Annotated in this window: 20 protein-coding genes and 1 tRNA gene; 9 read left to right on the top strand and 12 right to left on the bottom strand. The window is 71.2% G+C overall.

The window, feature by feature from the left end; genetic code table 11:
* Positions 1-39: 39 nt before the first annotated feature.
* Positions 40-948 carry a LysR substrate-binding domain-containing protein gene (locus ABIA38_RS20550; RefSeq protein WP_424640170.1) on the bottom strand — a complete coding sequence of 303 codons (909 nt, stop codon included), beginning with the start codon at positions 946-948 and terminating at the stop codon, positions 40-42.
* Positions 949-1134: 186 nt separating this feature from the next.
* On the opposite strand from ABIA38_RS20550, the gene ABIA38_RS20545 reads away from it, so the two are divergent.
* Positions 1135-2349, top strand: a complete 1215-nt coding sequence (locus tag ABIA38_RS20545) for an amidohydrolase family protein (RefSeq protein ID WP_424640169.1) — start codon at positions 1135-1137, stop codon at positions 2347-2349.
* A 196-nt stretch (positions 2350-2545) separates the two neighbouring features.
* Positions 2546-3763 (top strand): amidohydrolase, encoded by a 1218-nt coding sequence (locus ABIA38_RS20540; protein ID WP_424640168.1) that lies wholly within the window; start codon positions 2546-2548, stop codon positions 3761-3763.
* Between the two features lie 99 nt (positions 3764-3862).
* Here ABIA38_RS20540 and ABIA38_RS20535 read toward each other — a convergent pair whose 3' ends face one another.
* Positions 3863-5605 (bottom strand): choice-of-anchor A family protein, encoded by a 1743-nt coding sequence (locus tag ABIA38_RS20535; protein WP_424640167.1) that lies wholly within the window; start codon positions 5603-5605, stop codon positions 3863-3865.
* Positions 5606-6004: 399 nt separating this feature from the next.
* Here ABIA38_RS20535 and ABIA38_RS20530 point away from each other — a divergent pair, with 399 nt between their 5' ends.
* The gene (locus tag ABIA38_RS20530; protein WP_424640166.1) at positions 6005-6958 is read left to right on the top strand and encodes a hypothetical protein; all 954 of its coding nucleotides are present in this window, start codon (positions 6005-6007) and stop codon (positions 6956-6958) included.
* A gap of 94 nt (positions 6959-7052) precedes the next feature.
* On the opposite strand, the gene ABIA38_RS20525 is transcribed toward ABIA38_RS20530, so the two are convergent.
* Positions 7053-7967: a LysR family transcriptional regulator gene (locus ABIA38_RS20525; RefSeq protein ID WP_424640165.1), complete on the bottom strand. Its 915-nt coding sequence runs from the start codon at positions 7965-7967 to the stop codon at positions 7053-7055.
* A 74-nt stretch (positions 7968-8041) separates the two neighbouring features.
* Between ABIA38_RS20525 and ABIA38_RS20520 the strand changes: the two genes are divergently transcribed.
* Positions 8042-8974 carry an EamA family transporter gene (locus tag ABIA38_RS20520; RefSeq protein ID WP_424640164.1) on the top strand — a complete coding sequence of 311 codons (933 nt, stop codon included), beginning with the start codon at positions 8042-8044 and terminating at the stop codon, positions 8972-8974.
* Between the two features lie 295 nt (positions 8975-9269).
* Entirely contained in the window at positions 9270-9470 is a 201-nt protein-coding gene (locus ABIA38_RS20515) for a hypothetical protein (protein ID WP_424640163.1), read from the top strand.
* Positions 9471-9518: 48 nt separating this feature from the next.
* On the opposite strand, the gene ABIA38_RS20510 is transcribed toward ABIA38_RS20515, so the two are convergent.
* The 8 genes from ABIA38_RS20510 to ABIA38_RS20475 all read right to left on the bottom strand — a co-directional run bounded on the left by ABIA38_RS20510 (position 9519) and on the right by ABIA38_RS20475 (position 16719).
* Positions 9519-9797, bottom strand: a complete 279-nt coding sequence (locus tag ABIA38_RS20510; protein ID WP_424640162.1) for a type II toxin-antitoxin system RelE family toxin — start codon at positions 9795-9797, stop codon at positions 9519-9521.
* A gap of 6 nt (positions 9798-9803) precedes the next feature.
* A complete protein-coding gene (locus tag ABIA38_RS20505) occupies positions 9804-10085 on the bottom strand; it encodes a type II toxin-antitoxin system Phd/YefM family antitoxin (protein ID WP_424640161.1) in 282 nt (93 codons plus the stop codon).
* A 127-nt stretch (positions 10086-10212) separates the two neighbouring features.
* Positions 10213-11172 (bottom strand): electron transfer flavoprotein subunit alpha/FixB family protein, encoded by a 960-nt coding sequence (locus tag ABIA38_RS20500; protein WP_424640160.1) that lies wholly within the window; start codon positions 11170-11172, stop codon positions 10213-10215.
* Positions 11173-11300: 128 nt separating this feature from the next.
* Positions 11301-12062: an electron transfer flavoprotein subunit beta/FixA family protein gene (locus ABIA38_RS20495; protein ID WP_424640159.1), complete on the bottom strand. Its 762-nt coding sequence runs from the start codon at positions 12060-12062 to the stop codon at positions 11301-11303.
* 283 nt (positions 12063-12345) lie between these two features.
* Positions 12346-13629, bottom strand: coding sequence for an adenylosuccinate synthetase (locus tag ABIA38_RS20490; protein WP_424640158.1), 1284 nt, complete (start codon positions 13627-13629; stop codon positions 12346-12348).
* Positions 13626-14621 (bottom strand): hypothetical protein, encoded by a 996-nt coding sequence (locus tag ABIA38_RS20485; protein ID WP_424640157.1) that lies wholly within the window; start codon positions 14619-14621, stop codon positions 13626-13628. Before ABIA38_RS20485 ends, ABIA38_RS20490 begins: the two co-directional genes overlap by 4 nt.
* A gap of 56 nt (positions 14622-14677) precedes the next feature.
* A complete protein-coding gene (locus ABIA38_RS20480) occupies positions 14678-15868 on the bottom strand; it encodes a lipopolysaccharide kinase InaA family protein (protein WP_424640156.1) in 1191 nt (396 codons plus the stop codon).
* Positions 15865-16719 (bottom strand): NUDIX hydrolase, encoded by an 855-nt coding sequence (locus ABIA38_RS20475; RefSeq protein WP_424640155.1) that lies wholly within the window; start codon positions 16717-16719, stop codon positions 15865-15867. The genes ABIA38_RS20480 and ABIA38_RS20475 overlap by 4 nt, the downstream gene beginning before the upstream one ends.
* 273 nt (positions 16720-16992) lie before the next feature.
* Here ABIA38_RS20475 and ABIA38_RS20470 point away from each other — a divergent pair.
* Positions 16993-17068: transfer RNA gene (locus ABIA38_RS20470), tRNA-Thr, on the top strand.
* Positions 17069-17144: 76 nt separating this feature from the next.
* On the opposite strand, the gene ABIA38_RS20465 is transcribed toward ABIA38_RS20470, so the two are convergent.
* On the bottom strand, positions 17145-17981 hold the full coding sequence (locus ABIA38_RS20465; protein WP_424640334.1) for an ADP-ribosylglycohydrolase family protein: 837 nt from the start codon (positions 17979-17981) through the stop codon (positions 17145-17147).
* A 563-nt stretch (positions 17982-18544) separates the two neighbouring features.
* On the opposite strand from ABIA38_RS20465, the gene ABIA38_RS20460 reads away from it, so the two are divergent.
* The 3 genes from ABIA38_RS20460 (at position 18545) to ABIA38_RS20450 (ending at position 22897) form a co-directional block, all read left to right on the top strand.
* A complete protein-coding gene (locus ABIA38_RS20460) occupies positions 18545-20713 on the top strand; it encodes a putative bifunctional diguanylate cyclase/phosphodiesterase (RefSeq protein ID WP_424640154.1) in 2169 nt (722 codons plus the stop codon).
* Between the two features lie 247 nt (positions 20714-20960).
* Positions 20961-22232, top strand: coding sequence for a sensor histidine kinase (locus ABIA38_RS20455; protein ID WP_424640153.1), 1272 nt, complete (start codon positions 20961-20963; stop codon positions 22230-22232).
* Positions 22229-22897 (top strand): response regulator, encoded by a 669-nt coding sequence (locus tag ABIA38_RS20450; RefSeq protein WP_424640152.1) that lies wholly within the window; start codon positions 22229-22231, stop codon positions 22895-22897. Before ABIA38_RS20455 ends, ABIA38_RS20450 begins: the two co-directional genes overlap by 4 nt.
* Positions 22898-23188: the final 291 nt, after the last annotated feature.

Below are 23188 nucleotides of genomic sequence, written 5' to 3'. Positions count from 1 at the left end.
GGGGACGGTGGAGGGCCTCGCCAACTCTTCCCGCCGCGGCTACAACTGGTCGGCCAGGTCGCTGTCCTCGGCCACCTCGCGAAGCAACCGGACCAGTACGCCGACCCCCTCGTGCCGGATGTCCGCCCGCCAGAACGCGGTCACCGCGACGTCGGGCGCGCCGGTCAGCGGCACCTGGACGACCCCGCGGACCGGGCGCTGTCGGGCCCAGCCGCGCGGCGACAGGCCGACCCCCTGGCGATCCACGACGCGCGCGATCACGTCGTCGACGCTGCCGTACGCCTCGACGATCTCGCTCGCCCCCGCGCGGCGCAGCGCGTCGGTGACCCGGGTGTACAGCCTGGGGTGCGGTTGGCGCGGCCAGACCACGATCGGTTCGCCGCGGCCGACCAGTTCGGTCAGGTCCACGGCTGCTCGGTCGGCGCAGGGGTGCTCCTGTGGGAGCAGGGCGACGAACGCGAAGGTACCGACCCGGGCGGACTCGAACCCCGGGCCCAGATCGGGCAACCAGCCGAGCCCGGCGTCGAGCACCCCTTCGCGTACATCGGCCACCTGGCGGGCGGTCGGCTCGCTGGTCCACTGCACGCGCAGCGCCGGGTGGCGCACGTGCAACGCGGAGATGGCCGCCGACACCAGCGAGGGGCCCAGGCCGGAGGTATACCCCACGCGCACCTGTCCGGCGTCCCAGGTGGCCCGCCGGCGGACCTCGGCGCACGCGTCGTCCAACAGTCGCAGCGACTCGTCGAGCCGGCTGCGGAACACTTCGCCGAGCGGGGTGAGCGCGACCGGCAGCGACGAGCGGTCCACGAGACGGGCGCCGAGCTGCTGCTCCAGGCGGCGCACGGCCTTGCTGACCATCGGTTGGGACAGATACAGGCGCGCGGCGGCCCGGCCGAAGTGCCGTTCCTCGGCGACCGCCAGGAAACATCTCAGGTCGCGCAGTTCCATGAACCCCACCTATGCCGTGTCGGCATAACGTTAGCAACACCAGGGGCTTGGCTGACGACCCGTCAGCGGGTTTCCTTGGTACGCAGGGTCCACGCGTCGTCGGCGGGGCCACCGCCGTTCGCCGCCGCGCGCTGCCGTTCACCGGCATCGCCGGCATCGTTGCCATCGCCGCAAGGAGCCGCCACCATGACGCTCGAGATCCCGCGCATCATCTCCGTCGACGACCACGTGGTGGAGCCGCCGGACCTGTGGACCTCACGACTGCCCGCCAAGTACAAAGACCGTGGCCCGCGTGTGGTGCGCGACAAGGCGAAGTTCAATTTCATCGGTGGGGTGTTCTCCTACGAGCGCGGCGTCGAGGACGGCGAGTGGTGCGACTGGTGGCTCTACGACGACCTGGTCTACCCCTTCCCGAAGCTCTCCGCCGCGGTCGGCTTCGACACCCTCGACGTGACGCCGGTCACCTTCGACGACATCCGGCCGGGCGCGTGGATCCAGTCCGAGCGACTCAAGGACATGGACGCCAACCACGTCGACGCCTCGTTGTGTTTCCCGAACATCCTGCCGAGGTTCTGCGGCCAGGCGTTCTACGAGCGCGAGGACAAGGAACTGGCGCTGCTGTGCGTGCGGGCGTACAACGACTGGATGATCGACGAGTGGTGCGCGGGTGACGGCAAGGGCCGCCTGCTGCCGATGACGATCATCCCGCTGTGGGACGCGAACCTGGCCGCCGCCGAGGTACGCCGCTGTGCGGCCAAGGGCTCGTTCGCGGTCGCCTTCTCGGAGAACCCGGTGCCGCTGGGCCTGCCGTCGGTGCACGACAAGGACCGCTTCTGGGACCCGTTCTTCCGGGCCTGCGAGGAGACGGACACGATCGTGTGCATGCACATCGGCTCGTCCTCGAAGATGCCCTCGACGTCCCCCGACGCGCCGTTCATCGTCTCCTCGGTGCTGACCTTCCAGAACGCCATGGGCTCGATGGTCGACTACATCTTCTCCGGCGTCTTCGACCGCTTCCCGAGGATGAAGATCGCCTACGCCGAGGGCCAGGTCGGCTGGATGCCGTACGTGATGGAGCGCGCGGACAAGCTCTGGGCGGAGCGCGACGACAACGCCTTCGGCTCGTCCCTGACCGAGAAGCCCAGTTCGTACATCAAGGACCGCATCTACGGCTGCATCTTCGACGACGAGATCGGCCTGCGAAACCGCGACGTGATCGGCATCGACCAGATCTGCTTCGAGGTCGACTACCCGCACGCCGACTCCACGTTCCCCAACACCCACAAGGTGGCCCTGGACATCGCCACCAAGGCGGGCCTGACCCAGGCGGAATGCGACAAACTCTTCCGCGCCAACGCCATCAAGGCCTTCGGCCTGGAACGCTTCGGCATCACCCGCTAGTCGCCACTCGACCCACCGGCCGCACCCGATCCCCCGGGCGCGGCCGGCGGCGCATCCCCGGAACGCCCCAGTATGTTGGGCACGTTGCGGCGTACATCCACATCCTTCGTCATCCTTCGTCGTTGCCGTTGCCTGTGCCGTGCTCGGCCGTATTCCGCTGGATTTTGCGCTGTTCCGTCGTGAAGGGAGTTGCCGAATGGGGAAGCTGTCGACCGGCCTGGAGGCGATCCTGCCCGGTCTCGCGGACGTGTACCGGGACCTGCACGCGCACCCCGAACTCTCCCTCCACGAACACCGCACGGCCGACCTGATCGCCAAGCGCCTGGACGCCGACTGGACGGTCACCCCGGGGGTCGGCGGCACCGGTGTGGTCGCGGTGTTGCGCAATGGGGACGGGCCCACCGTGTGGATGCGGGCGGACATGGACGCGCTGCCGGTCCGGGAGGCCACCGGGCTCGACTACGCCTCGACGGCCACCGACCCGGACGGGGTGCCGATCATGCACGCCTGCGGCCACGACGTACACGTGACCTGTCTGCTCGGCGCGTGCGCGTTGCTCGCGGCCGATCGGGACGTGTGGCACGGGACGGTGGTCGCGCTGTTCCAGCCCGCCGAGGAAATCGGGCGCGGCGCGCGGGCGATGCTCGACGACGGGCTACTCGACCGTTTCCCCCGGCCGGACGTGGTGCTCGGGCAGCACGTGGCACCGGGTCCGGCGGGCCTGGTGGCGCACTGCCCCGGGACGGTCCTGGCCGCCGCCGACTCGCTCACCATCCGGCTGCACGGGCGCGGCGGGCACGGCTCGCAGCCGGAAAACGCGGTCGACCCGGTGGTGATGGCCGCGTCGCTGGTGATGCGGTTGCAGACGGTGGTGTCCCGGACCGTCGGGCCGATGGAGCAGGCGGTGGTCACGGTCGGCCGGTTGCAGGCCGGTACGAAGGACAACATCATCCCGGCCGAGGCCGAACTGGGCGTCAACGTGCGCAGTTTCGACGAGGGCGTCCGGGCTCGGGTGCTGGCCGCGATCGAGCGGCTGACGCTGGCCGAGGCGCGGGGCGCGGGCGCGCCTCGGGATCCCGAGATCGAGTCGACCCACAACTTCCCGCTCACCGTCAACGACGGGCCGGCCACCGAACGGGTGCGCGCCGCGCACGCGGCGGCGCTGGGCGAGGAGTGGGTACGGACGATCGGACCGGCGTCGGCGAGCGAGGACTTCGGGCTGTTCGCGAGCGAGGCCGGGGTGCCGTCGGTGTTCTGGATGTTCGGCGGGAACGATCCGGCCGACTTCGGTCCGGGTGGGCCGACGAAGCCGGTGGTGGCCAACCATTCGCCGTATTTCGCGCCGGTGATCGAGCCGACCCTGGCTACCGGCGTGCGGGCGTTGCTGGTCGCGGCGGGGGTTTGGCTGGAGTAGGAGCGGGAGTTCGGCGAGACGGCCGAAGCCGGGCGGGCCCGACGTGGGAATGGCCCTCGATCTCCGGGGAGATCGAGGGCCATTCGGGTCGGATGGGGACTACGCGCGGCTACGTGCGCGGGCGCGGTAGAAGAACAGCAGGGCCACGCCGAGGCCGATGGCGAGGGCGCTGCCACCCAGCATCAGGGCCACGTTGCCCGGCATGCCGCTGTGCGCGAGGCCGTCGGATCCACCGGATCCGCCGATCCCGCCACCGTGGCCACCGCCACCGCCGTGGCCGCCGTTACCGCCTCCGTGGTCACCGCCGTGGCCGCCGTGCGGCTTGGTGTGCGTACCGGAGGGCACGGCCGAGTGACTGGCCGACGGGGTGGCGGAGGACGAGCCGGATGGGGAGGCCGAGGGCGAGGCCGACGGCGGACACGTGGGCGAAGCCGTCGGGCTCGCGGACGGGGAGCCGGACGGGCTCACCGAGGGCGATGCCGACGGGGACGCGGACGGGCTGGCCGAGGGCGATGCCGATGGGCTCGCGGACGGGGACGCCGAGGGACTCGCCGAGGGCGAAGCCGACGGGCTGGCCGACGGACTCGCAGAGGGACTCGCGGACGGCGAGGCCGATGGGGACGCCGACGGAGATGCCGATGGGCTGGCCGAAGGCGAAGCCGACGGGGACACCGAGGGGCTCGCGGACGGGCTCACCGAAGGCGAGGCCGAGGGCGACACGGACGGGGAAGCCGACGGCGAGACCGAGGGGGAAGCCGACGGCGAGACCGACGGCGACGGCGTCGTACCGCAGTCCGGCAGGTCACCATCGAACGGATACCGGTGGAACTCCGACCCCGACGACGACTCGTGGATCAGCGAACCGGCCGTGAAGAACCGCCCGTTCATCCCCGGCACGGACACCGTCGTGGTGCTCGCCGGGTTGCCGACCAGCACACTGCCCTGGAACTGGGCGCTGCCCGCGAAGGTCACCGCCGTGGCCTCCGGGAAGTTCCACAGCAGCTTGGCGCGCAGCGCCGGCGGAATCGCATCGCTCCCGATGAACGTGTTGATCACCCGGGCCGGCCCGGTCAGGTTGACCAGCACGGTGGCCCCCGGCGGAATCCCCAGGAACGTAATGCCCTGCGGCCCGCCGCCGGCGTTGGCGATGTCGAAGTCGACGTTGAACACCTGGAGCGGGGACGTACCGTCACCGGTGAACAACGTCTCGAAGCCCACGTTCACCGCGGTGCCGGTGGGGGTGCGCGGTTGGCCGTCGGGGAACGCGTAGCAGGTCGAGGAGGCGGTCAGTTGGGGACGCAGACCGGCGTACGGCGCCGCGGCGGACCCGTCCTTGACCGCGGTCGGCACCACGGTCCCGGAGAGGGTGCCGGCGTAGCGGACCACGCCGCTCACCGCGCCTTCCTCGGCGAGCAGTCGCTGACCGGGCGCGATGGTGACGTTGCCGCCGACGGTGAGGAAATCGGTGCCGTTGTCGGGGGGTACGCGGGAGCCGACGCCGACCACGCCCACGTTGTAGATGCTGGATCCGGACGTCTTGTTCATGTCGAAGTTGCCGAGGGCGACCAACTTGCCCTCGGCCTCCGCGGCGGACCCGCTGACGGTCCAGTTGCCGCCGACGAACATGTTGATGCCGTTGTCGCGGCCCACGATCGGGCCGTTGTTGGGTTCGGATTCGACAGCCGGGCAACTCCCCGGGATGCAGGGCCCGAGGCCGCCGGGCAGCGGCGTGGCGATGCCCATCACGGCGAACACGCAGACGAGGATCACCCCGCCGAGGGTGACTACTCCGGATAGCGCGAGGCCCGTCCCGCGGATCCGAGCGTTCGGTTTCCTGTGCATGTATGAAACTTGGGACATTTATCTATAAATCGTGACAAGGCGCGCGGAAAGTTCCCTCGAATGCACCCGTCGACGCGTCGAGTGACGGGCCGTCAACCGAGATGCGTACGGCTCGCGTACGCCGCAGGTATGGGATGCGATCACGGCGCCCGAATCGGAAACCGGGCGCGGGAGGCGATCGTTGGCGAGGCGAGGCGGCGGACCCGCAGCAGGACCCGCAGCAGGTCCTGCGGCAGGTCCTACGGCGGGACGTGCGAGGGACGTCGCGAGCGGTACGGTCGGTCGGGCCGACGGGTCCGATTTCCGCCCCGCATCGGTCGGACCTCACGATCGGTATCGATTCCTGGTAGTGGGTCCCGGTACCCGAACGCAATCCCTGAAGAAGAACTGGAGCTTTCTGTGATCGTCGGACTGGTTACCGCAGTCGCGGCCTCCGCGTGTTACGGCGTGGGGTCGGTGCTCCAGGCGGTCGGGTCGCGGCGATCCGCGCGCGAGGAGGCGGCGAAGCAGGCGAAGCTGGGCGGCGGCAGCGCGCAGGTGACCGGGTACGGCGGCCCGAGTCTGTCCTCGACCGCGAAGGCCGCGGTCACGTGGGAGTTCATCGTCGGCACGCTGCTCGACTTCGTCGGCTTCGCGCTCGGCGCGTTGGCGGCGCGGCTGCTGCCGCTGTTCCTGTCCCAGACGATCATCAGCGCGAACCTGGTGATCACCGCGGTACTCGGGATCAAGCTGCTGGGCATCAAGCTGCATCGCGCCGACTGGACCTCGATCGGCGTGGTCTGCGGGGCGCTGGTCCTGCTCGGCATCGCGGCCGGGCCGGAGGGCAACGGGCACAGTCCGCGCGCGACGCACTGGTGGGTGCTGATCATCACGATCGTGGTGATCATCGGCGGGACCGTACTGGTGCGCTTCCTCGGCGCCAACGGTGCGATCGTCGCGGGTCTGCTGTCCGGCCTCGGCTTCGGCGGGCTGGGTATCGGGGTGCGGATCCTGGACGGCGTGGACCCGTTCGACCTGGGCAAGCTGGTCGCCGACCCGGCGCTGTACGCGGTGCTGATCGGCGGGATCGGCGGGATGTACCTGCACACGATCGCGTTGCAGATCGGCTCGGTCAACGGCGCGACGGCGGCGCTCGTGGTCGGCGAGACGGTGGTGCCGGGTGCGGTGGGTGTCCTGTGGCTCGGCGACACCTCGCGCGACGGGCTGGCCTGGATGGCGGTCCTCGGCTTCGTCCTCGCCGTCTCCGGCGCGGTGGCCGTCGCGTACTTCGGGAAGCACGAGGCGCAGGAACCTTCCTCCTCCGCCGACCGGGACGCCGATGCCGATCCTGCGCAGGCCCCGACTCGGGGCTGACCGGCCGGGTCGCCCGGCGGTGCCTACGAGCGGGTGAGAGCGCAATGTTCGGTTCCGGGGGCCGGCCACCCTCCCGGTGCTGCCGCGGTAGGTCCTACGACCGGGGCCGCTCCCGGGCCGACAACTCCTCGCCGACCGCGCGCAGGGTGGTCAACAGCGGCGACGGACCCTGCCCCCGGCGGACGGCCGCCATCAGGTGTCGGCGCGGCGAGGGGGCGGTGATCGGCCGCAGCAGCACGCCGGGCGGCAACTCCGGCTGGGCCAGGCGCGGGATGATGGTGACCCCCAACCCGGCCGCCACCAGGGCGAGTTGGGCGCCGAAGTCGGTCGAGGTGTGGGCCAGGCGGGGCTGGAAACCGGCCTGGTGACAGGCCGTCAGCAGCAGGCCACGGCACGCCGTCCCGGGCGCGGTGATGATCCAGTCGGCGTCGGCGAGGTCGGCGCCAAGGGACACCTCGGCGCGGCCCGCCAGCGGGTGATCGACGGGCAGCGCGATCTCGAACGGCTCGTCGAGGAGCGGGTGCAGCTCGATCCGGGGATGGTCGGGCGCGGGCAGGTCCGGGTGCGTCATCACGATCGCCACGTCCAACTCGCGTGCGGGCAGCAGCGGGAGCGCGTCCTCGGTCTCGTACTGGACCACCTCGAACCGCCACCCGGGGTGAGTCACCTTGAGCCGGGCCAGCGCCGGCGCGACCAGACCGGCGATCGCCGACGGGAAGCCGGAGATCCGGGCCCGCCCGACCCGCCCGTCGCGCTGCGCCGCGAGATCGGCGCGGGCCTGCTCCAGGCGGGTCGCGATCGCGTCGGCGTGGCCGAGCAGGACGTACGCCGAGGCGGTCAGCCGGACACCGCGCCCGTGCTTCTCAAGCAGCACCGCGTCCGCCTCGCGGGCCAGCACGGCGAGTTGTTGCGACACGGCGGACGGCGTCAGATGCAGCGAGCGCGCGGCGGCGACGACGGTGCCGTGTTCGTCGAGCGCGCGCAGGATGTTCAGCCGCTTGATCTCCATGTAGAAAAACTACCGATTGGAGTCCGATAAATGTAGCTGGACCCGATCGATGCCCGAACCACACACTGCTGATCATGCTCATGACCCGTACCGATTCCCTCCGGGCCGTGCTCGTCAGCGTGATCTGGGGGGTGAACTTCGTCGCGATCGACGCGAGCCTCGGCGATTTCCCGCCTTTCCTGCTGGCCGCGCTGCGCTTCGCCCTGGTCGCGTTTCCGGCCGTGTTGTTCGTCAAGCGTCCGCAGGTGGGTTGGCGGGTGCTGGTCGGGGTCGGACTCACGGTCAACGTGGGCCAGTTCGCGTTCCTGTTCAGCGCGATGCACGCGGGGATGCCGGCCGGGCTGTCGTCGGTGGTGATCCAGTGTCAGGCGATGTTCACCGTGCTGGGCGCGGTCGTACTGCTGCGCGAGATCCCGGGCCGAACCCGGCTGATCTCCCTGGGCCTCGCCGCCGCCGGCATGGCGGTGATCGCCTTCGGCCGCGGCCAGGGCGCCTCGGTGTGGCCCTTCCTCCTGGTCCTCGGCGCCGGCGCCTCCTGGGGCCTCGGCAACGTCCTCACCCGCAAGGCCGGCATCCCCGGCGGCCTGGGCCTGGTCGTCTGGTCCGCCCTGGTCGCCCCACTCCCCCTGCTGGCCCTGTCCCTGACCGTCGAGGGCCCGACCAAGGACTGGGAGTCCCTGACCACGGCCTCCTGGAGCGGGGTGGCCGGCCTGGCCTTCACCGTCGCCCTGTCCTCCTGGCTCGGCTACGGCATGTGGTTCGCCCTCCTGAGCCGCCACTCCGCCTCAGCGGTGGCCCCGTACGGCCTGCTGGTCCCGATCGTCGGCATCCTCACGGCCTGGGCGGTACTGGGCGAGCGCCCGACCTGGATAGAGGCCACCGGCGCGGCCGTAGTCGTGATCGGCATAGCCCTGGCCAGTCTCCCCCGCAGAACACCCCCGGCTACGGCACAGATCCGCCACCCGGCCCCAACTCCCGTCCCGGCAATCGACGCCCGATCATCCTGAACCAACCCACCCGAAACGCATTCCGAAGTATCTTCCGGACGTGCCCACACCCACCGCGCAATCCGACGAGAGCACGCCGACCGTCCGCGAAGCCTTCCCCTGGACGCGTCACCTGTCCGCCAAAGGGGGCAAGGGAGTCGCCACCGACCTCGCAGCGGCGACCCGGGACGGCCGCCGACCTCCACCGCGTCATCGTCGGATGGCGCGCCACCGCCCGCATCCTCGCCGACCCCACCCTGACCGAAGAACTCACCAGACCGCTCCCGGACGAGGACCACGGCGAGGTACCCGCCCCATGAGCCCTGCGCCCGACAACAACGTCCCGCCATCTCCCGTCGGCAACGAACAACGACTCCGAAGCGCCATCGACGAGGCCACTATCCGCCGGACGCCGGAAACCGACCGTCGGGCACTCGCACTCAGCCGGTTGCGCGCAACCGCCGAAGACGCCTTCGATCTCGATCTGCTGGAGGACAAGCGAAACTACCGTCGCTGAACGCCGGTTGGCGGCCCACCGGACCTCCCACAAGGCACGCGGCAGTGCCTACAGGTTGCGGTAGACCTCACGGCGGTTTCCGGCAGCCAGGACCCATACGATCAGTCGGCCGTGGTCGACGGTGTACACGACCCGGTAGGCCCCGACCCTGAGACGCCAGCGGGCGTCGTGCCCTTGGAGGGACTTGATGTCGAAGGCCGCGATGTCTCCTGCGTCCATCGCCTTTTGCAAGGCAGCCAGGCGACGGAGGATCCGCAGCGCGTCAGGGCGAGCGATCTTGAGCAGGTCCCGCTGGCCTTGCGGAGAAAAACGCGTGACGTGACCCATGCGCGATCAGGCGTGGTGGGCTTGGATCAGGGCGGCCATCTCTTCGAGTGAGACCGACCCCTCGGTGCCTTCGGCCTCCGCCTCGTCGGCCAGTTTGTTGAGCCACGCGTCCTCGGCCTGTTCGGCCAACAGATGCAGGCGCCGGTACTCGTCGATGTCGATCACGACGGCCTCCTGCCTGCCACGCCGCGTAATGATCGTCGGAGTCTCGTCGCGCCGGGCGCGGTCGAGCACGTCCGCAAGGTGGTTGCGGACCTCGGCCATGGATGCAATCACTGGCTCGCTCATGTCACGAATGTAGCAGATGTACATCCACAGTGCTCGTCGCCATCCAAATGCGCGATGACCCCGCAACCGGACGTACCGGTGCGGGGTCGGCGGGCGGGCGGCGGAGGCAACCGAGGCCCCTCGCCTGCTACTTGCGCTTGTTGATCTCCGCTTCCAGCTGCGGCATGACCTTGAACAGGTCGCCGACCACGCCGTAGTCGACCAGGTCGAAGATCGGGGCGTCCTCGTCCTTGTTGATCGCGACGATGGTCTTGCTGGTCTGCATGCCCGCGCGGTGCTGGATCGCGCCGGAGATGCCGACCGCGATGTAGAGCTGCGGGGAGACCTGGGTGCCGGTCTGGCCGACCTGGTGGCTGTGCGGGTACCAGCCGGCGTCGACCGCCGCACGGGACGCGCCGACCGCCGCGCCGAGGGCGTCGGCGACCGACTCGATCACGTGGAAGTTCTCCGCGCCGTTGACGCCGCGACCGCCCGAGACGACGATGTCGGCCTCGGTCAGCTCCGGGCGGTCGGACTTCTCGCGCGGGGCGCGCGAGACGACCCTGGTGCCGGTCGCGGCGACGGTGAAGGCCACCGTGACGGCCTCCACGGCGGGGGTGGCCGGGGCCTCCTCCGGGGTGGCGGCGTTGGGCTTGACCGTGATGATCGGCGTGCCCTTGGTGACGTGCGCCTTGACCTGGTACGTCGCCGCGAACACCGACTGCTCGGTGACCGGGCCCTCGGCGCCCGCCTCGATGTCGACCGCGTCGGTGATCAGGCCCGACTCCAGGCGCACCGCGACGCGCGCCGCGATCTCGCGGCCGTCGTTCGAGGACGCGACCAGGATCGCGCCGGGCGTGCCCGCGCCGGCGATCTGGGCGAGCGCGTCGACGGCCGGCGCGACGAGGTATTCGTCCACCTCGGGCGCGTCCACGACGTAGATCTTCTGCGCGCCGTACCTGCCCAGCGTCTCGGTGGCGCCGTCGGCGCCCTTGCCCAGGTAGACCGCGGCGGGCTCGCCGAGCCGGCGGGCCAGGGTCAGCAGTTCCAGGGTCGGCTTGCGGACCGCGCCGTCGGCGTGGTCGACGAGAACGAGGATCTCGGCCATGTGGGGTTCTCTCCTACTCCGGTACAGCCCGGATTGCTCCGGCCGCGGAAGTTGTAGACGTTGCGATGTTCGGTCGCCCCGGGGGCGACCGCCACGAAGTGTCGAAACAGTCCGGTGCTGCTGACCGACTAGATGAACTTCCTGGCGGCGAGGAACGCGGCCAACTGCACGCCGCCCTCGCCCTCGTCCTCGACGACCTCGCCCTTGGCGCGCGGCGGGCGCTTGGTCGCGGTGTCCACGATCGACCACGCGGCGGACAGGCCGACCTGGTCCGACTCGATGCCCAGGTCGTCCAGGTCCAGCGACTCCAGCGGCTTCTTCTTGGCCGCCATGATGCCCTTGAACGAGGGGTAACGGGCTTCGCCGGTACGGTCGGTGACCGACACGACGGCGGGCAGCGACGCCTCGATCCGCTCGGTGGCCACGTCGCCCTCGCGGCGGCCCTTGACCACGCCGCCCTCGACCGCGACCTCGTCCAGGTAGGTGACCTGCGGGACGCCGAGCCGCTCGGCGAGCATGGCCGGCACGACACCCATCGTCGCGTCGGTGGACGCCATGCCGCACACGACCAGGTCGAAGCCGGCCCGCTCGATGGCCTTGGCCAGGATCAGCGACGTGCCCAGCGCGTCGGTGCCCGCGATGTCGTCGTCGTTGACGTGGATGGCCTTGTCGCCGCCCATCGCCAGCGCCTTGCGCAGGGCGTCCTTGGCATCGTCCGGACCGACCGTCAGATACGTGATCTCGGCCTCGACGCCGGACTCCACGATCCCCAGAGCCTGCTCGATCGCGTACTCGTCCAGCTCCGACAGCAGGGAGTCGACCGACTCGCGATCGGTGGTGCCATCGTCGTTGAAGCCCCGGTCCCCGGTCGCGTCGGGAACGTACTTCACGCAGACAACGATTTTCACAACAGTTCTCCTGTGGTCGTCCGGTCACCCAGGTGCCGGTCCGAGGGTGTCATGCCCGTCGACGGGGGCGGCGACGGGCCCACGGTTCCGGCCCCAAGATCCATCGATCTCCGCGCCACGATGCCACGCCCGCGCGGGGGCGCACGCGTGACACAGGGCACATTCAGTTCTGACGGTCCGTCAACTTCTCCGTCCGAGAGTACGCGGTCGGCGCATCGACGCCGACCACCGGCCCGAACCCGCCCCCTCGCCACCCCCGGAGCAGCTATGTTACCGGAGAGTAATAGGAGCGTAGTGCCGGCTGCTCGCGCTTGTCACCGGTGCGCGGACCGAACGAGATCAAGGTCACCGGGGCGCCCAACTCGGCACCGACGAATTCCGGCCACGCCGCGGCCGGCGGCGCCTGCTCGAGCACCGGCCGCGCGGCGAACATCCGCCCGGTCTGCCGCTCGGCGTACCCGAGATCGGGGACCGGGCCCACCGCCGGCTCGACCCCGCCGTACGCCCGGACCACACCGAGCCCGGCGTGGCCGAGCCGGTCCGTGTGGGTGAGCGCCACACCGTCCACGCCCCCGCACACCGCAACCGCGTACCGATGCGCGACCACGTCGAAGTGGCCCACCCGAAACGCGCCCTGCCAGCGCCCGGTCCCGTTGTACCGGTCCGGCAGCGCCGCCGTCAGCGCCGCGTCCTCACTCGGCAGCGGCCCCGCGCCGTGCCGCGTGGTGTGGGTGCGCAGCACGCCGAGCCGGTACAACTCCTCCCCCGCCTCGGCGACCAGTGTCTCGGCGTTGGCGAACGTCGTGGTCGACCACGTCGTGTACGGGTGGAACCCGTGCCACTCGTCCAGCAACACGCCCTGCGCCCCCTCGAACACCACCGGCCCACCGCGCAACAGCTCGCGCGCGTACGCGCGATCCGTTCTGCGCACCGCCCGCCCGAAGGCCAGGAACGCCGTGACGCACGCCTCGACGTCCGGCCCCAGCGGTGTCCCGAATTCGGCGCTCAACGTGTCCCGCACCGCGCCGAGCCGGCGGCGCAACAACCCCGCCGAGTCGCAGTCCGCCACCCGCGGTGCCGCGTCCGGGTGGGCCAGTGCGAAGGCCGCCGTCTCGCCGACGCCCATCCCGCACGAGCCGTGCCGGTTCGCCCCGCGCGCCAGCTCCCGGGCCCGATTGGCCGCCGCGTGGTACGGCGTGGTCAACAGCGCCTCCCGATCCACGGTCAGCAGCCCGAGCGGGTCGGCCACTCCCAACGCCCGCAAGTGCTCCGCCTCCGCGGCCAGCGCGAGCGGGTCCACGAGCATGAACCGGGACAGGTGGGTACGGGTGCCCGGGGTGAACGTGCCCGCGCCGAACTGGGCAAACGTGTGGTGTCGCCCGTCGTCGGTGACCACGTTGTGCGCGGCCTGCGCGCCGCCGTTGAACCGCACCACCGCGTGCACCGGCCGCCCCTGCGCGCGCCCGCGCGCGCACAGCCGGTCCACCGTGGTGCCCTTGCCCGCGTCGCCGAACCCCAGGTCGACGACCGCGACATGACGAGGTGTCACAACCGCGGAGTGCCCGCGCCCGCGTCACCGTCCAGGCCGGGCAGGGCGCCGGAGACGGCCACCGTGCCGCCGGAACGGGCGTACGCGGCAAGCGCCTTGGACACGTTGGCCACCTGACCCGTGGCGCCCACCTCGCGCAGGTGCGCCAGCCCCTCGTCCAGGTCGATCGCGTCCTCGGCGAGCCCGATGGTCAGCGCGATCGTCTCGCACACCCCGTCGGGGTCGTCGAGTTCGATCACGTTCTGCCGCAGCAGGCCCTTCCACTCGCCCAGCACCTCGGTGTCGCCCACGTAGGACGAGCCGGCCGGGAGGATGTAGTAGACCTCGTACATGCGCTGCAACTCGGCCAGGATCCGCTCGATCGGGATGTCCTCGGCCAGGTCGTCGCCGATGAACTCCTTGACCTCGCCGCGCCGCACCTTGCGGTAGGGCATCTCGTCGCCGATCACGAACAGGTAGCCGCGCTTGCCGCGCTTCTCGTGACAGTCGATCGAGGTGTGCCGGGCCATGAAGTAGAGCGCCAGCTCGTAGGATTCGCGCTTTTGCCCACCCCCGCCGCCCTCCAACAGGATGTTGCCGAGCTGGTCGTCCATCCGGTTGTCCGACTCGAACTGGCCCACCTGCAACGGCACTCGGTCGCAGGTCGCGTCGCCGATCGCGCCGAACATGATCTGCGGGTCCTGCACGTAGCCCTTGCGCAGCAGCAGGCCGAACAGCTCCGGCAGCTTGGTCTGCAGGGTCTGCGGGACCCGGAGCATCGAGCCGGTCACGTCGAACAGCACCGAGATGGCCAGCGACGTGGGGTGCTCGTCGCTGTCCCGGCTCTCCCGCAGGCCCGCCTGACGCGGGTCCAGGTCGGCGTGCGCCGTCCAGGCGCTGCGCGGCGTGTTGTGCTTGGTGACGTGGTCGTAGTGGAAGGCGCTGCGGCCGGCCGCCGCGTTGTAACTCTGCGCCGCGTCATAGACGTTGGTGGACCACTTGCCACTGCCCATGCTGATCGTCTCCCCGATCGGAAATACGCCGAAATAAGAAATATGAGATCGACCGGTCAGCCGGTCGCTGCGGTCCGGTCCGCCCCCGCGCTCCTCGGCTCGCGCCGCGACGGCATCGCGAACTGCCGGAAGCGGCGCGGCCCGTAGAGCTTGCCGAGCAGCTCGTCGAGTTCGCCGAGCAACTTCCACGCGTCGTGTGGACGGCGCGCGGGCGCGGGCAGCGAGCAGCCGCGCGCGAAGCGAAGCAGCGGCTTGGGCGCGTCCGCGGCGAGCAGCCCGGTGATGCAGCGGGTGGCCATGTAGACGTCGGCGGCGGTCTCCGGCGGCTGCTTGGCGGGGATCTCCGGCGGATACAGCGCCGCGTGCCGGTCGATCATCGCCGGTACGTGCTCGACCGCCTTGGCGCGCAGCACGGCCTCGGGCCGGTCGGCGTCGATCGGGCCGTCGAGCAGCACCGAGTAGCACCAGTCGACCAGCACCAGGCCGTGCTCGCGCGGGTGGATCAGCACGTGGTCGGGGGTGATCGCGCCGTGCACGACGCCAGCGCGGTGCGCGTAGCCGATCGCCACGAGCAGCCGGCGCCACATCCAGGCCACGTCGCGCGCGTCGAGGCCGTCCGGATACGCCTCGCACACCTCGGTCAACGACCGGAAGCCGCGCACCCGTTCGAGTACGTTGGCGCGCCGCTCGGTGCCGGACTTGGCGTCGCGATGGCGGAAGGTCTCGATCAACCTCGGTACGTAGTCGGCGTATTCGGGGTCGCCCACCCGCGCGATCCGCTCAAGGGCGGTGGCCTCACGCTCCATCAGATCGTTGTCGCCGGCCGAGCGCGGCAGCTTGAGCAGCGCGCGGGCCTCGCCGTCGTCCTCGGCCCGGTAGCCGACCTTGTACAGCGTGGCGATGTCGCCGCTCGCCCGCTCCTCGCCGACCGAGTAGACGTGCCGCTTGGTGGTGATCACCACCTGCCGGCCGGTCACCCCGGTGATGTCCTGCTGGTAGCGGTTCCACAACTCGCCGAGCCGGGTGAACGCGGCGGCGGCCTCGGTGCGTCGGTCGGCGGGCACGGTGTCCGGGTGGAGCAGCCGGGCAAGCAGCCGGTAGGTGCGGCCGCCCGCCCGCAGGCACGCCTCGGGCGTGCCGTCGTAGGGCCCGAAGACGCGCTGCGGGTCCGGCACGCCGGTGAGCAGGTCGAGCGCGGCTTCGAAGGTGGTGGGAGTGGTCGAGGTGGTGCCGGGCGTCCTGGTCATCGGGAGTCCTCCTCCGGGGACGGGCGCAGCAGCGCCGGGTGCAGCAGTCGTGCGGGGCCCGCGCGGTAGAGCCGGGCGCGGCGACCGCCGCGAGCCCCGCCGCGCGCGGTGGTGGCGCCGGTGTCCCGGACGAAGCCGGGCACGGACAGCACCTTGCGGTGGAAGTTGCCGGCGTGCATGGGCCGACCCCACACCGCCTGGTAGACCTCGCGCAGTTCGGTGATGGTGAACTCCTCACCGGCGAACGCGGTGGCCAGTGGCGAGTATTCGAGCCTGGCGCGGGCGCGTTCCAGACCGTCGGCGAGGATGCGCGCGTGGTCGAAGGCCAGCGTGCTCGGGTCGATGTCGGCGACCGGCACCCACTGCGCGTGGGCGGCGTCGCCGCCGGCCGTCGGGTCGGGCAGGTCGGGCGCGAAGGCCAGGTGCGCGACCGAGACGATCCGCATCCGCGGGTCGCGACCGGGCGTGCCGTAGGTGCCCAGTTGTTCGAGGTGGACCCGGTCGAGCCGGGCGCCGGCGGCCAGGCCGGTCTCCTCGGCCAGTTCGCGCTCGGCGGCCTCGTCGAGGTCCTCCTCGCGCCGGGTGCCGTCCGCCTCGACCACGGGCCGGACGAAGCCGCCGGGCAGCGCCAGTCGGCCGGCGAAGGGCATCTCGCCGCGCCGCACGAGCAGTACGTGCAGCGCCTTGACCGGTTCCTCCCCGGCGCCGTCCGGATCGGCCTTCGCCCCGGCCGGGACCGCGAGTTGACGGATGGTCAGCGCGACGATGTCGACGGTCACCGCGATCGGGTCGAAGGCTCTGGGGTCGTAGGACGCGAGCCAGTCGCGTTCGCTCGTGACGGCGTCGGCCATGGTGCGCTTCCTCTCCGTGGTCCGCCGTCGCGGTGGTGTCCCACTGTCCGCACGTCCGACGCAGCCCCGTCGGTTCACGTTCCCGACACCGACTCGACGGTTGTTCTCTGAATGAGATCTTCTTAGATTGAGAACAACATACACGCCGGGATCACCGCCCGCGAGGGGGTTATCCCTCGAAGAGCTTCGAAGAGCTTCGAAGAGTGGGTCGGGGCCCCGATCCGAACCGAGTTGGCGATCCGAACGTGGATCCGGTAAGTTTTCGCCGCGCAGGCCCCAATAGCTCAGTCGGTAGAGCGTCTCCATGGTAAGGAGAAGGTCTACGGTTCGATTCCGTATTGGGGCTCCAGGCAGGCGAGAGGCCCCCCGGTCCACCGGGGGGCCTCTCGTGCTTTCCGGCGCACCCGCCGGTTTCGACCGCCGCGTCAGCCGAACCGAGTCGCCAACCGCGCGTCCAGACCCGCGAGATGGTCGTGCCCGTACGGCCCGTTCTCCAGCCCGGCCACGAGCACCGCGGGCAGGTCCTGGGCGTACTCCGCCGAGCAACTCGCCGCCGCGAGCGCGATGGTGGCCACCGTGTCCACGTCGCCGGTGTACGCCACGCACGCCTTCAGCAGCGCGGCGGTGCCGGTGTGCGCGGTCAGCGCGGTGATCGCCGCGCGGGTGCTGTCCATGCCGGGCGAGCCGACCTTGCCGCGCCACGGCTCGGTCCACACGGCGGGGCCGGTGGACGCGGGCAGCGTCGCCGCCAGCCAGCGGGGCAGTTCGGCGACCGGGCCCAGCGCGTACCGGCAGTAGTGCACCGCGAGCGCCGCCGCGGTGGCCGAGGTCATCCCGCCGAGCGTGCGGTGGGTGATCCGGGCCTGCGTCGCGGCCATCCGGCGCACCTCGGCGACCTCCGGCAGCAGCCCGAGCACGCCCGCCCGCATCGCCGCGCCGCTCTTGTCGCTCTCCGGCCGCAACACCTCCATCAGTTGCGTTCCGTCCGCGACATCCGCCAGGACGCCTCGAAATCCCCGCGCGTATCCGGCGCGCGGATCACGCCGGTACGCCCGCACGAACAGGTCCGCGAGCGCCGGGACTCCGTGATCGTCGCCGAGCAGCCATTCGGCGACCGCGATACTCATCTGCGTGTCGTCGGTATATCGGCCGGGCAGCACGTCACGATGACGAGGATGCTGCACATAACCCGCGAGTGTGTTGCCTCGCGCGACGAACGGTCGATCCGCGTACTCGAAACCGGCACCGTACGCATCGCCCACCGCAAGTTCCACCAACACCGCGACCACACCCCCCACTCGGGTGGAGCGCCCGTCGCGCGCGGCGACGGCGACCCACCTCGCCGACGACAGGCGGTAGAGCGTACCGTGGCCCGGGGGCGGCAACCTGATGGTCCGTCAGTCGTCCCGGCGGGCGCCCTGCGCGCGCCGGAGTGCGAGGGCGTACGCCACAATTCGGTACGAACCCGCGCGCACCACCTGTCCCTCTCCGGAGTGATGCTCCTCGCGCCGTGTCCAACTGCAAGACGTTTCCGCGCCGCGGCGGATACCGTCAACGATGATCACGCGATCGTCGGGACGCACCGGACGTACCAACCGGCTCGTCCGAACGGGTGATAACGGGTGATGTGGCTCGTTCACACGGCCGCTGGGGATTGTGGCCGGCTCGTCCGAGAGGCGACCGCACCGACATTGCGCGGTGGCGGATCGCCCCCGAGGAGGAAAGGTGGGGCGGTGGATCGACCATCGTGGGCGCCGGGCGCAGCGTGGGTCCAGGCGTGCCGGGAAGCCGGCATGTGCGCCCGGACCACCGTGGGGAGTGCCGGGTGAGCGGCACCGCGGACGACGCGCGCACCGACGGACTCAAGGCGTCGCTGAGCCGGTTCGCGGCCGACTGGGCCCGCACCATCGAGGGCACCAGTTTCGTCCCGTTGAGCGGGGCCGAGATCGAGCGGTATCTGCGTGAGCAGGCCGCGCGGCTCGCCCAGGCCCTGTGCACCGAGCCGTTCGACCCGGCGATCGCTCGCGAGGTGGGCGCGTCCCTGGTCGCCCAACACTTCACCGGCAGCGGGACGCTGGAGCGCACGCTGGGCCTGGTCGGCCCGTGGTGGCCGATCCTGCGCGCCGAAGCGGTCACCCGGGGCGAGGATCCCGACGCCTACCTGGCGCGCATCTCCGCGCTGACGGGCGCGCTCGCGGCGGGCTACGCGGAGGCGCTGCGCCGACGCACGCTGGACGAGCAGGAGGCCATCCACGCCGCCGTCCTGGTCGCCCGGGACAACGCCGAACACGCGCTGCACACCAGTGAGGCCCGCTTTCGGGCGGTCTTCGATCAGGCCGCGATCGGCATCGGGATCGGCGACGTCGACGGCAACGTGATCGACGTCAACCAGGCGATGACCACGATGTTCGCGGCCAGTGTCGAGGAGATGTGCAAGCGGCAGGTCCGCGAGTTCATGCACGACGGCGACACCGACCACATGTGGAAGCTCTACGACGAGTTGGTCACCGGGGAGCGCGATCACTTCGCGCTGGAGAAGCAGTTCGAGAACGCCGACGGCGAGACGTTGTGGACACATCTGTCGTTGTCCCTGGTCCGCGACTCCAAGGGCAACCCCGAATATCAGGTCTGCATGCTCGAGGACGTCACCGACCGGCATCGCCTGCACACCCGGCTGCGCCATCAGGCGATGCACGACCAGCTGACCGGGCTGCCGAATCGGGCGTTGTTCGTGGAGCGGCTGACCGCCGCGTTCGAACATCCGGGGCCGGGTGATCGGGTCGGCCTGTGCTATCTGGACCTGGACGGGTTCAAGGTGGTCAACGACAGCCTCGGGCACGACGTGGGCGACCAGTTGCTGGTCGCGGTGGCCCGGCGGCTGAGCCGGTACGCGGGCCAGGCCGGGCATCTGATGGCGCGGATGGGCGGCGACGAGTTCGTCATCCTGGTCGAGCACTCGACCGGTACGGGTCAGGTGGTCGCGCTCGCCGACGGCGTGTTCGCCGCGCTGCGCGAGCCGTTCCGGATCCGTGGTCACGATCTGACGGTGACCGCGAGCATCGGCATCGTGGAGCGGCCGGTGGCCGGGACCAGTCCGGCGGACACGCTGCGCGCCGCCGACATAACGCTCTACTGGGCCAAGTCGGACGGGCGCGGGCGCTGGACGGTGTTCGACACCGACCGCAACGACCGCGAGGTGGCCCGCTACACGCTCTCCGCCGAGATGCCGGCCGCGTTGCACCACGGCGAGTTCTACGTCGACTACCAACCGCTGGTCTCGCTCGCCGACGGCGGCGTGCTCGGCGTCGAGGCGCTGGTGCGCTGGCGGCATCCGCGCAACGGGCTGGTCGGGCCGGACCGGTTCATCGGACTGGCCGAGGAGACCGGGCTGATCGTGCCGCTCGGGATGCACGTCCTGGAACAGGCCTGCCGCGAGGCGCGCCGCTGGCAGGACCTGGAGCCGGACAGCGCCCCGTTCATCAGCGTCAACCTGGCCGAGCGCCAGTGCCGCGAACCGGGCCTGGTGCGGCAGGTGGAACGAGTGCTGGCGGAGACCGGACTCGACCCGGGCCGGCTGCAGTTCGAGCTGACCGAGAGTCAGATCATGTCCACCGACGGTGGTCCGCTGGAGCGGCTGCGCGAACTGGCCGCGATGGGCATCCGGATCGCGATCGACGACTTCGGCACCGGGTATTCGAACCTGGCCTATCTGCGCCGGTTGCCGGTGTGCGAGCTGAAGATCGCCGGCTCCTTCGTCGAGGGCCTGCGCCAACCCGGCGACTCGGACCCGGTGGACGGGCGGATCGTCGCCTCGCTGGTCGAACTCGCGCACGCGATCGGACTGACGGTGACCGCCGAGGGCATCGAGACGGCGGTCCAGGCCGAACGGCTGCGGGCGATCGGCTGCGACGCGGGACAGGGCTGGTACTTCTCCCGGCCGGGGCCGCCGGATCGCATCGAGGGCATGTTGGCGGGGGTCAAGGAACGCAGCTGACGCACGGGCGGACGGACGGGCGGCGAGCCGCTTCGGCGGTGGGGTGCCACCCGGGCGGTGGGGTGCCACCTGGGCGGTGAGGTGCTACCCGTAGTACTTCGGAGCTACGCCGGGCACCGGGCCCGGGGCGGGATGTCGCCTATGGGGCGGACCGCATAGTTTCTACGCCGGGGGCGAGGCCGTAGTCCGATCGGTCGGCCCGCCCGAACGGCGGAGGTGGCGTGTGCCCGGGGTTGATCATGTGCTGGTGCGAAAGGGGCGCGGGAGCCGATTCCTGGCGGCACTGGGCACCCCCGTACGCACGCTGCGTAACGATCTGTGGACGGCGCCGCCCGATCCGCTGCCGCGCGGGTGGCGGGACTGGCAGCCGACGGTCGTGGTGCTGCTCACGCTGGTCGCGTTCGGTCTCGGGGTGGCCAACATCAACCAGAGCATCTGGCAGTACGGGCTCGGCCCGACGTACGGCTTCGTGCTGGGCGTGATTCCGCCGGTGGCGCTCGTGGTCACGTTGTTCCGGCCGCTGCCCGGGTGGTGGGCGACCACCGTCACGATGGTCCTGGTCGCGTTGTTGTCGAGGCCGCACGGCGCGCAGATGTATCCGTGGACCGGGGCCGGAATCCCGCTGCACGCCATCGTGTTGCTCCTGCTGGCGCTGCGGGTGCGCCCCCGGGTGGCCGCCGAGGCGCTGGTGATCAGTGTGCTGGCGGGCGTGGCGTGCACGGCGGTCGAATCCCCCGCGCACAACGTCGACCTGTATCCGGCCGCGCTGATCCTCACCCTGGCCACCGTGATCGGCGCGTCGCTGCGCGGCCGGCGGGTGGCCCGGAGCCAGTTGGATGTGCAGGCCGAACTCACCGCCGAGGAACGGGCGCGGCGCACGCTGCTCGAGGAACGCACCCGGATCGCCCGGGAGTTGCACGACGTGGTCGCGCACCACATGTCGGTGATCTCGATCCAGGCGCAGGTGGCCCCGCATCTGGTGGACAACCCGTCCGAGGCGCTCAAGGAGAACCTGATCGGCATCCGGGCCAACGCCGTCGACGCGCTCACCGAACTACGCCGTGTGCTGGGGGTGTTGCGCTCGGAGGACGAGCTGTCCGAGGCGATGCGGCATGCTCCGCAGCCGACGTTGGAGCGGCTCGACGAGTTGGTGGACAACGTGCGCGGCGCGGGGCAGCCGGTGGACGTACGGATCACCGGCGCGCGGCGGCCGTTGCCGCCGGGGGTCGAGCTGTCCGCGTTCCGGATCGTGCAGGAGGCGCTCAGCAATGTGCTTCGGCACGCCCCGGGGGCGGCGATCCGGGTCGAGCTGGGGTATCAGGCGACGGCGTTGGCGATCCGGATCACCAACGACGCCTCGACGCGGGCCGAGCCGCGGCCGGCCGCGCCGGGTGGCGGGCACGGGCTGCTCGGGATGCGCGAGCGGGTGGCCATGCTGGGTGGCGAGTTCGCCGACGGGCTGGTGCCCGGCGGTGGGTACGAGGTAGTGGCAAGGCTTCCGTTGGGGGACGATTCGTGACCATCCGTGTGCTGATCGCCGACGACCAGATGATGGTCCGGCAGGGCTTCACCGTGCTGCTGAACGCGGAGCCCGACATCGAGGTGGTCGGCCAGGCCGTCGACGGCCTCGACGCGCTCGCCAAGGTCGCCGAACTCGCCCCGGACGTGGTCCTGATGGACATCCGGATGCCGCGCCTCGGCGGTATCGAGGCGACCCAGCGGATCACCACCCCGCCCGACTCGGACGTCAAGGTCCTCGTCCTGACCACCTTCGACCTGGACGAATACGTCTACGAGGCGCTCCGCGCGGGGGCCAGTGGGTTTTTGCTCAAGGACGCCTCGGCCGAGGAACTGGCCCAGGCGGTCCGGGTGGTGGCGGCCGGCGACGCCCTGTTGGCGCCCAACATCACCAAACGCCTGATCGCCGAGTTCTCCCGGATGGCCGGCGCCCCGAGAGCCCCGCTGAAGGACCGGATCGGCGACCTGACCGAACGCGAAACCGAAGTCCTGTCGCTGATCGCCCAGGGCCTGTCCAACGCGGAGATCGCCGGCCGCCTGGTGGTCGCCGAACAGACGGTGAAAACCCATGTGGGCCGCATCCTGGTCAAGCTGGGCCTGCGCGACCGCACCCAGGCGGCGGTGTACGCGTACGAGACGGGCTTGGTGCGGCCGGCGGGCTACTGAGCGGGCGGGCGGAGCGGGCGCGACTGGCGGAGCGGGCGGGCGGAGCGGGCGCGACGGGCGGGCGCGACGGGCCGCGGGGGGCGTTGGTCGGGCGTGGTGGCGTGGTGGCGGGGTGGGCTGCCGGGACCGCGGTCCGCCCGGTGGGCGCGGGCGGGTCGGGCGCGGGCGGCGGCGCCGATGGGTGGGTTGGCCGCGCGCCGGCTGGACGCGGCCGAACGGGACGGCCGGGTGCGGGCCCGGATCGCCGTCGGCCCGGTGGGCACGATCGGGCACGCGGCGGACCCGGCCGGG

The sequence above is a fragment of the Embleya sp. AB8 genome (assembly GCF_049739465.1).
Lineage (GTDB): Bacteria > Actinomycetota > Actinomycetes > Streptomycetales > Streptomycetaceae > Embleya.
Note: the sequence above shows the minus strand (reverse complement) of the source record. Positions and strands in the feature narration are given on the sequence as shown.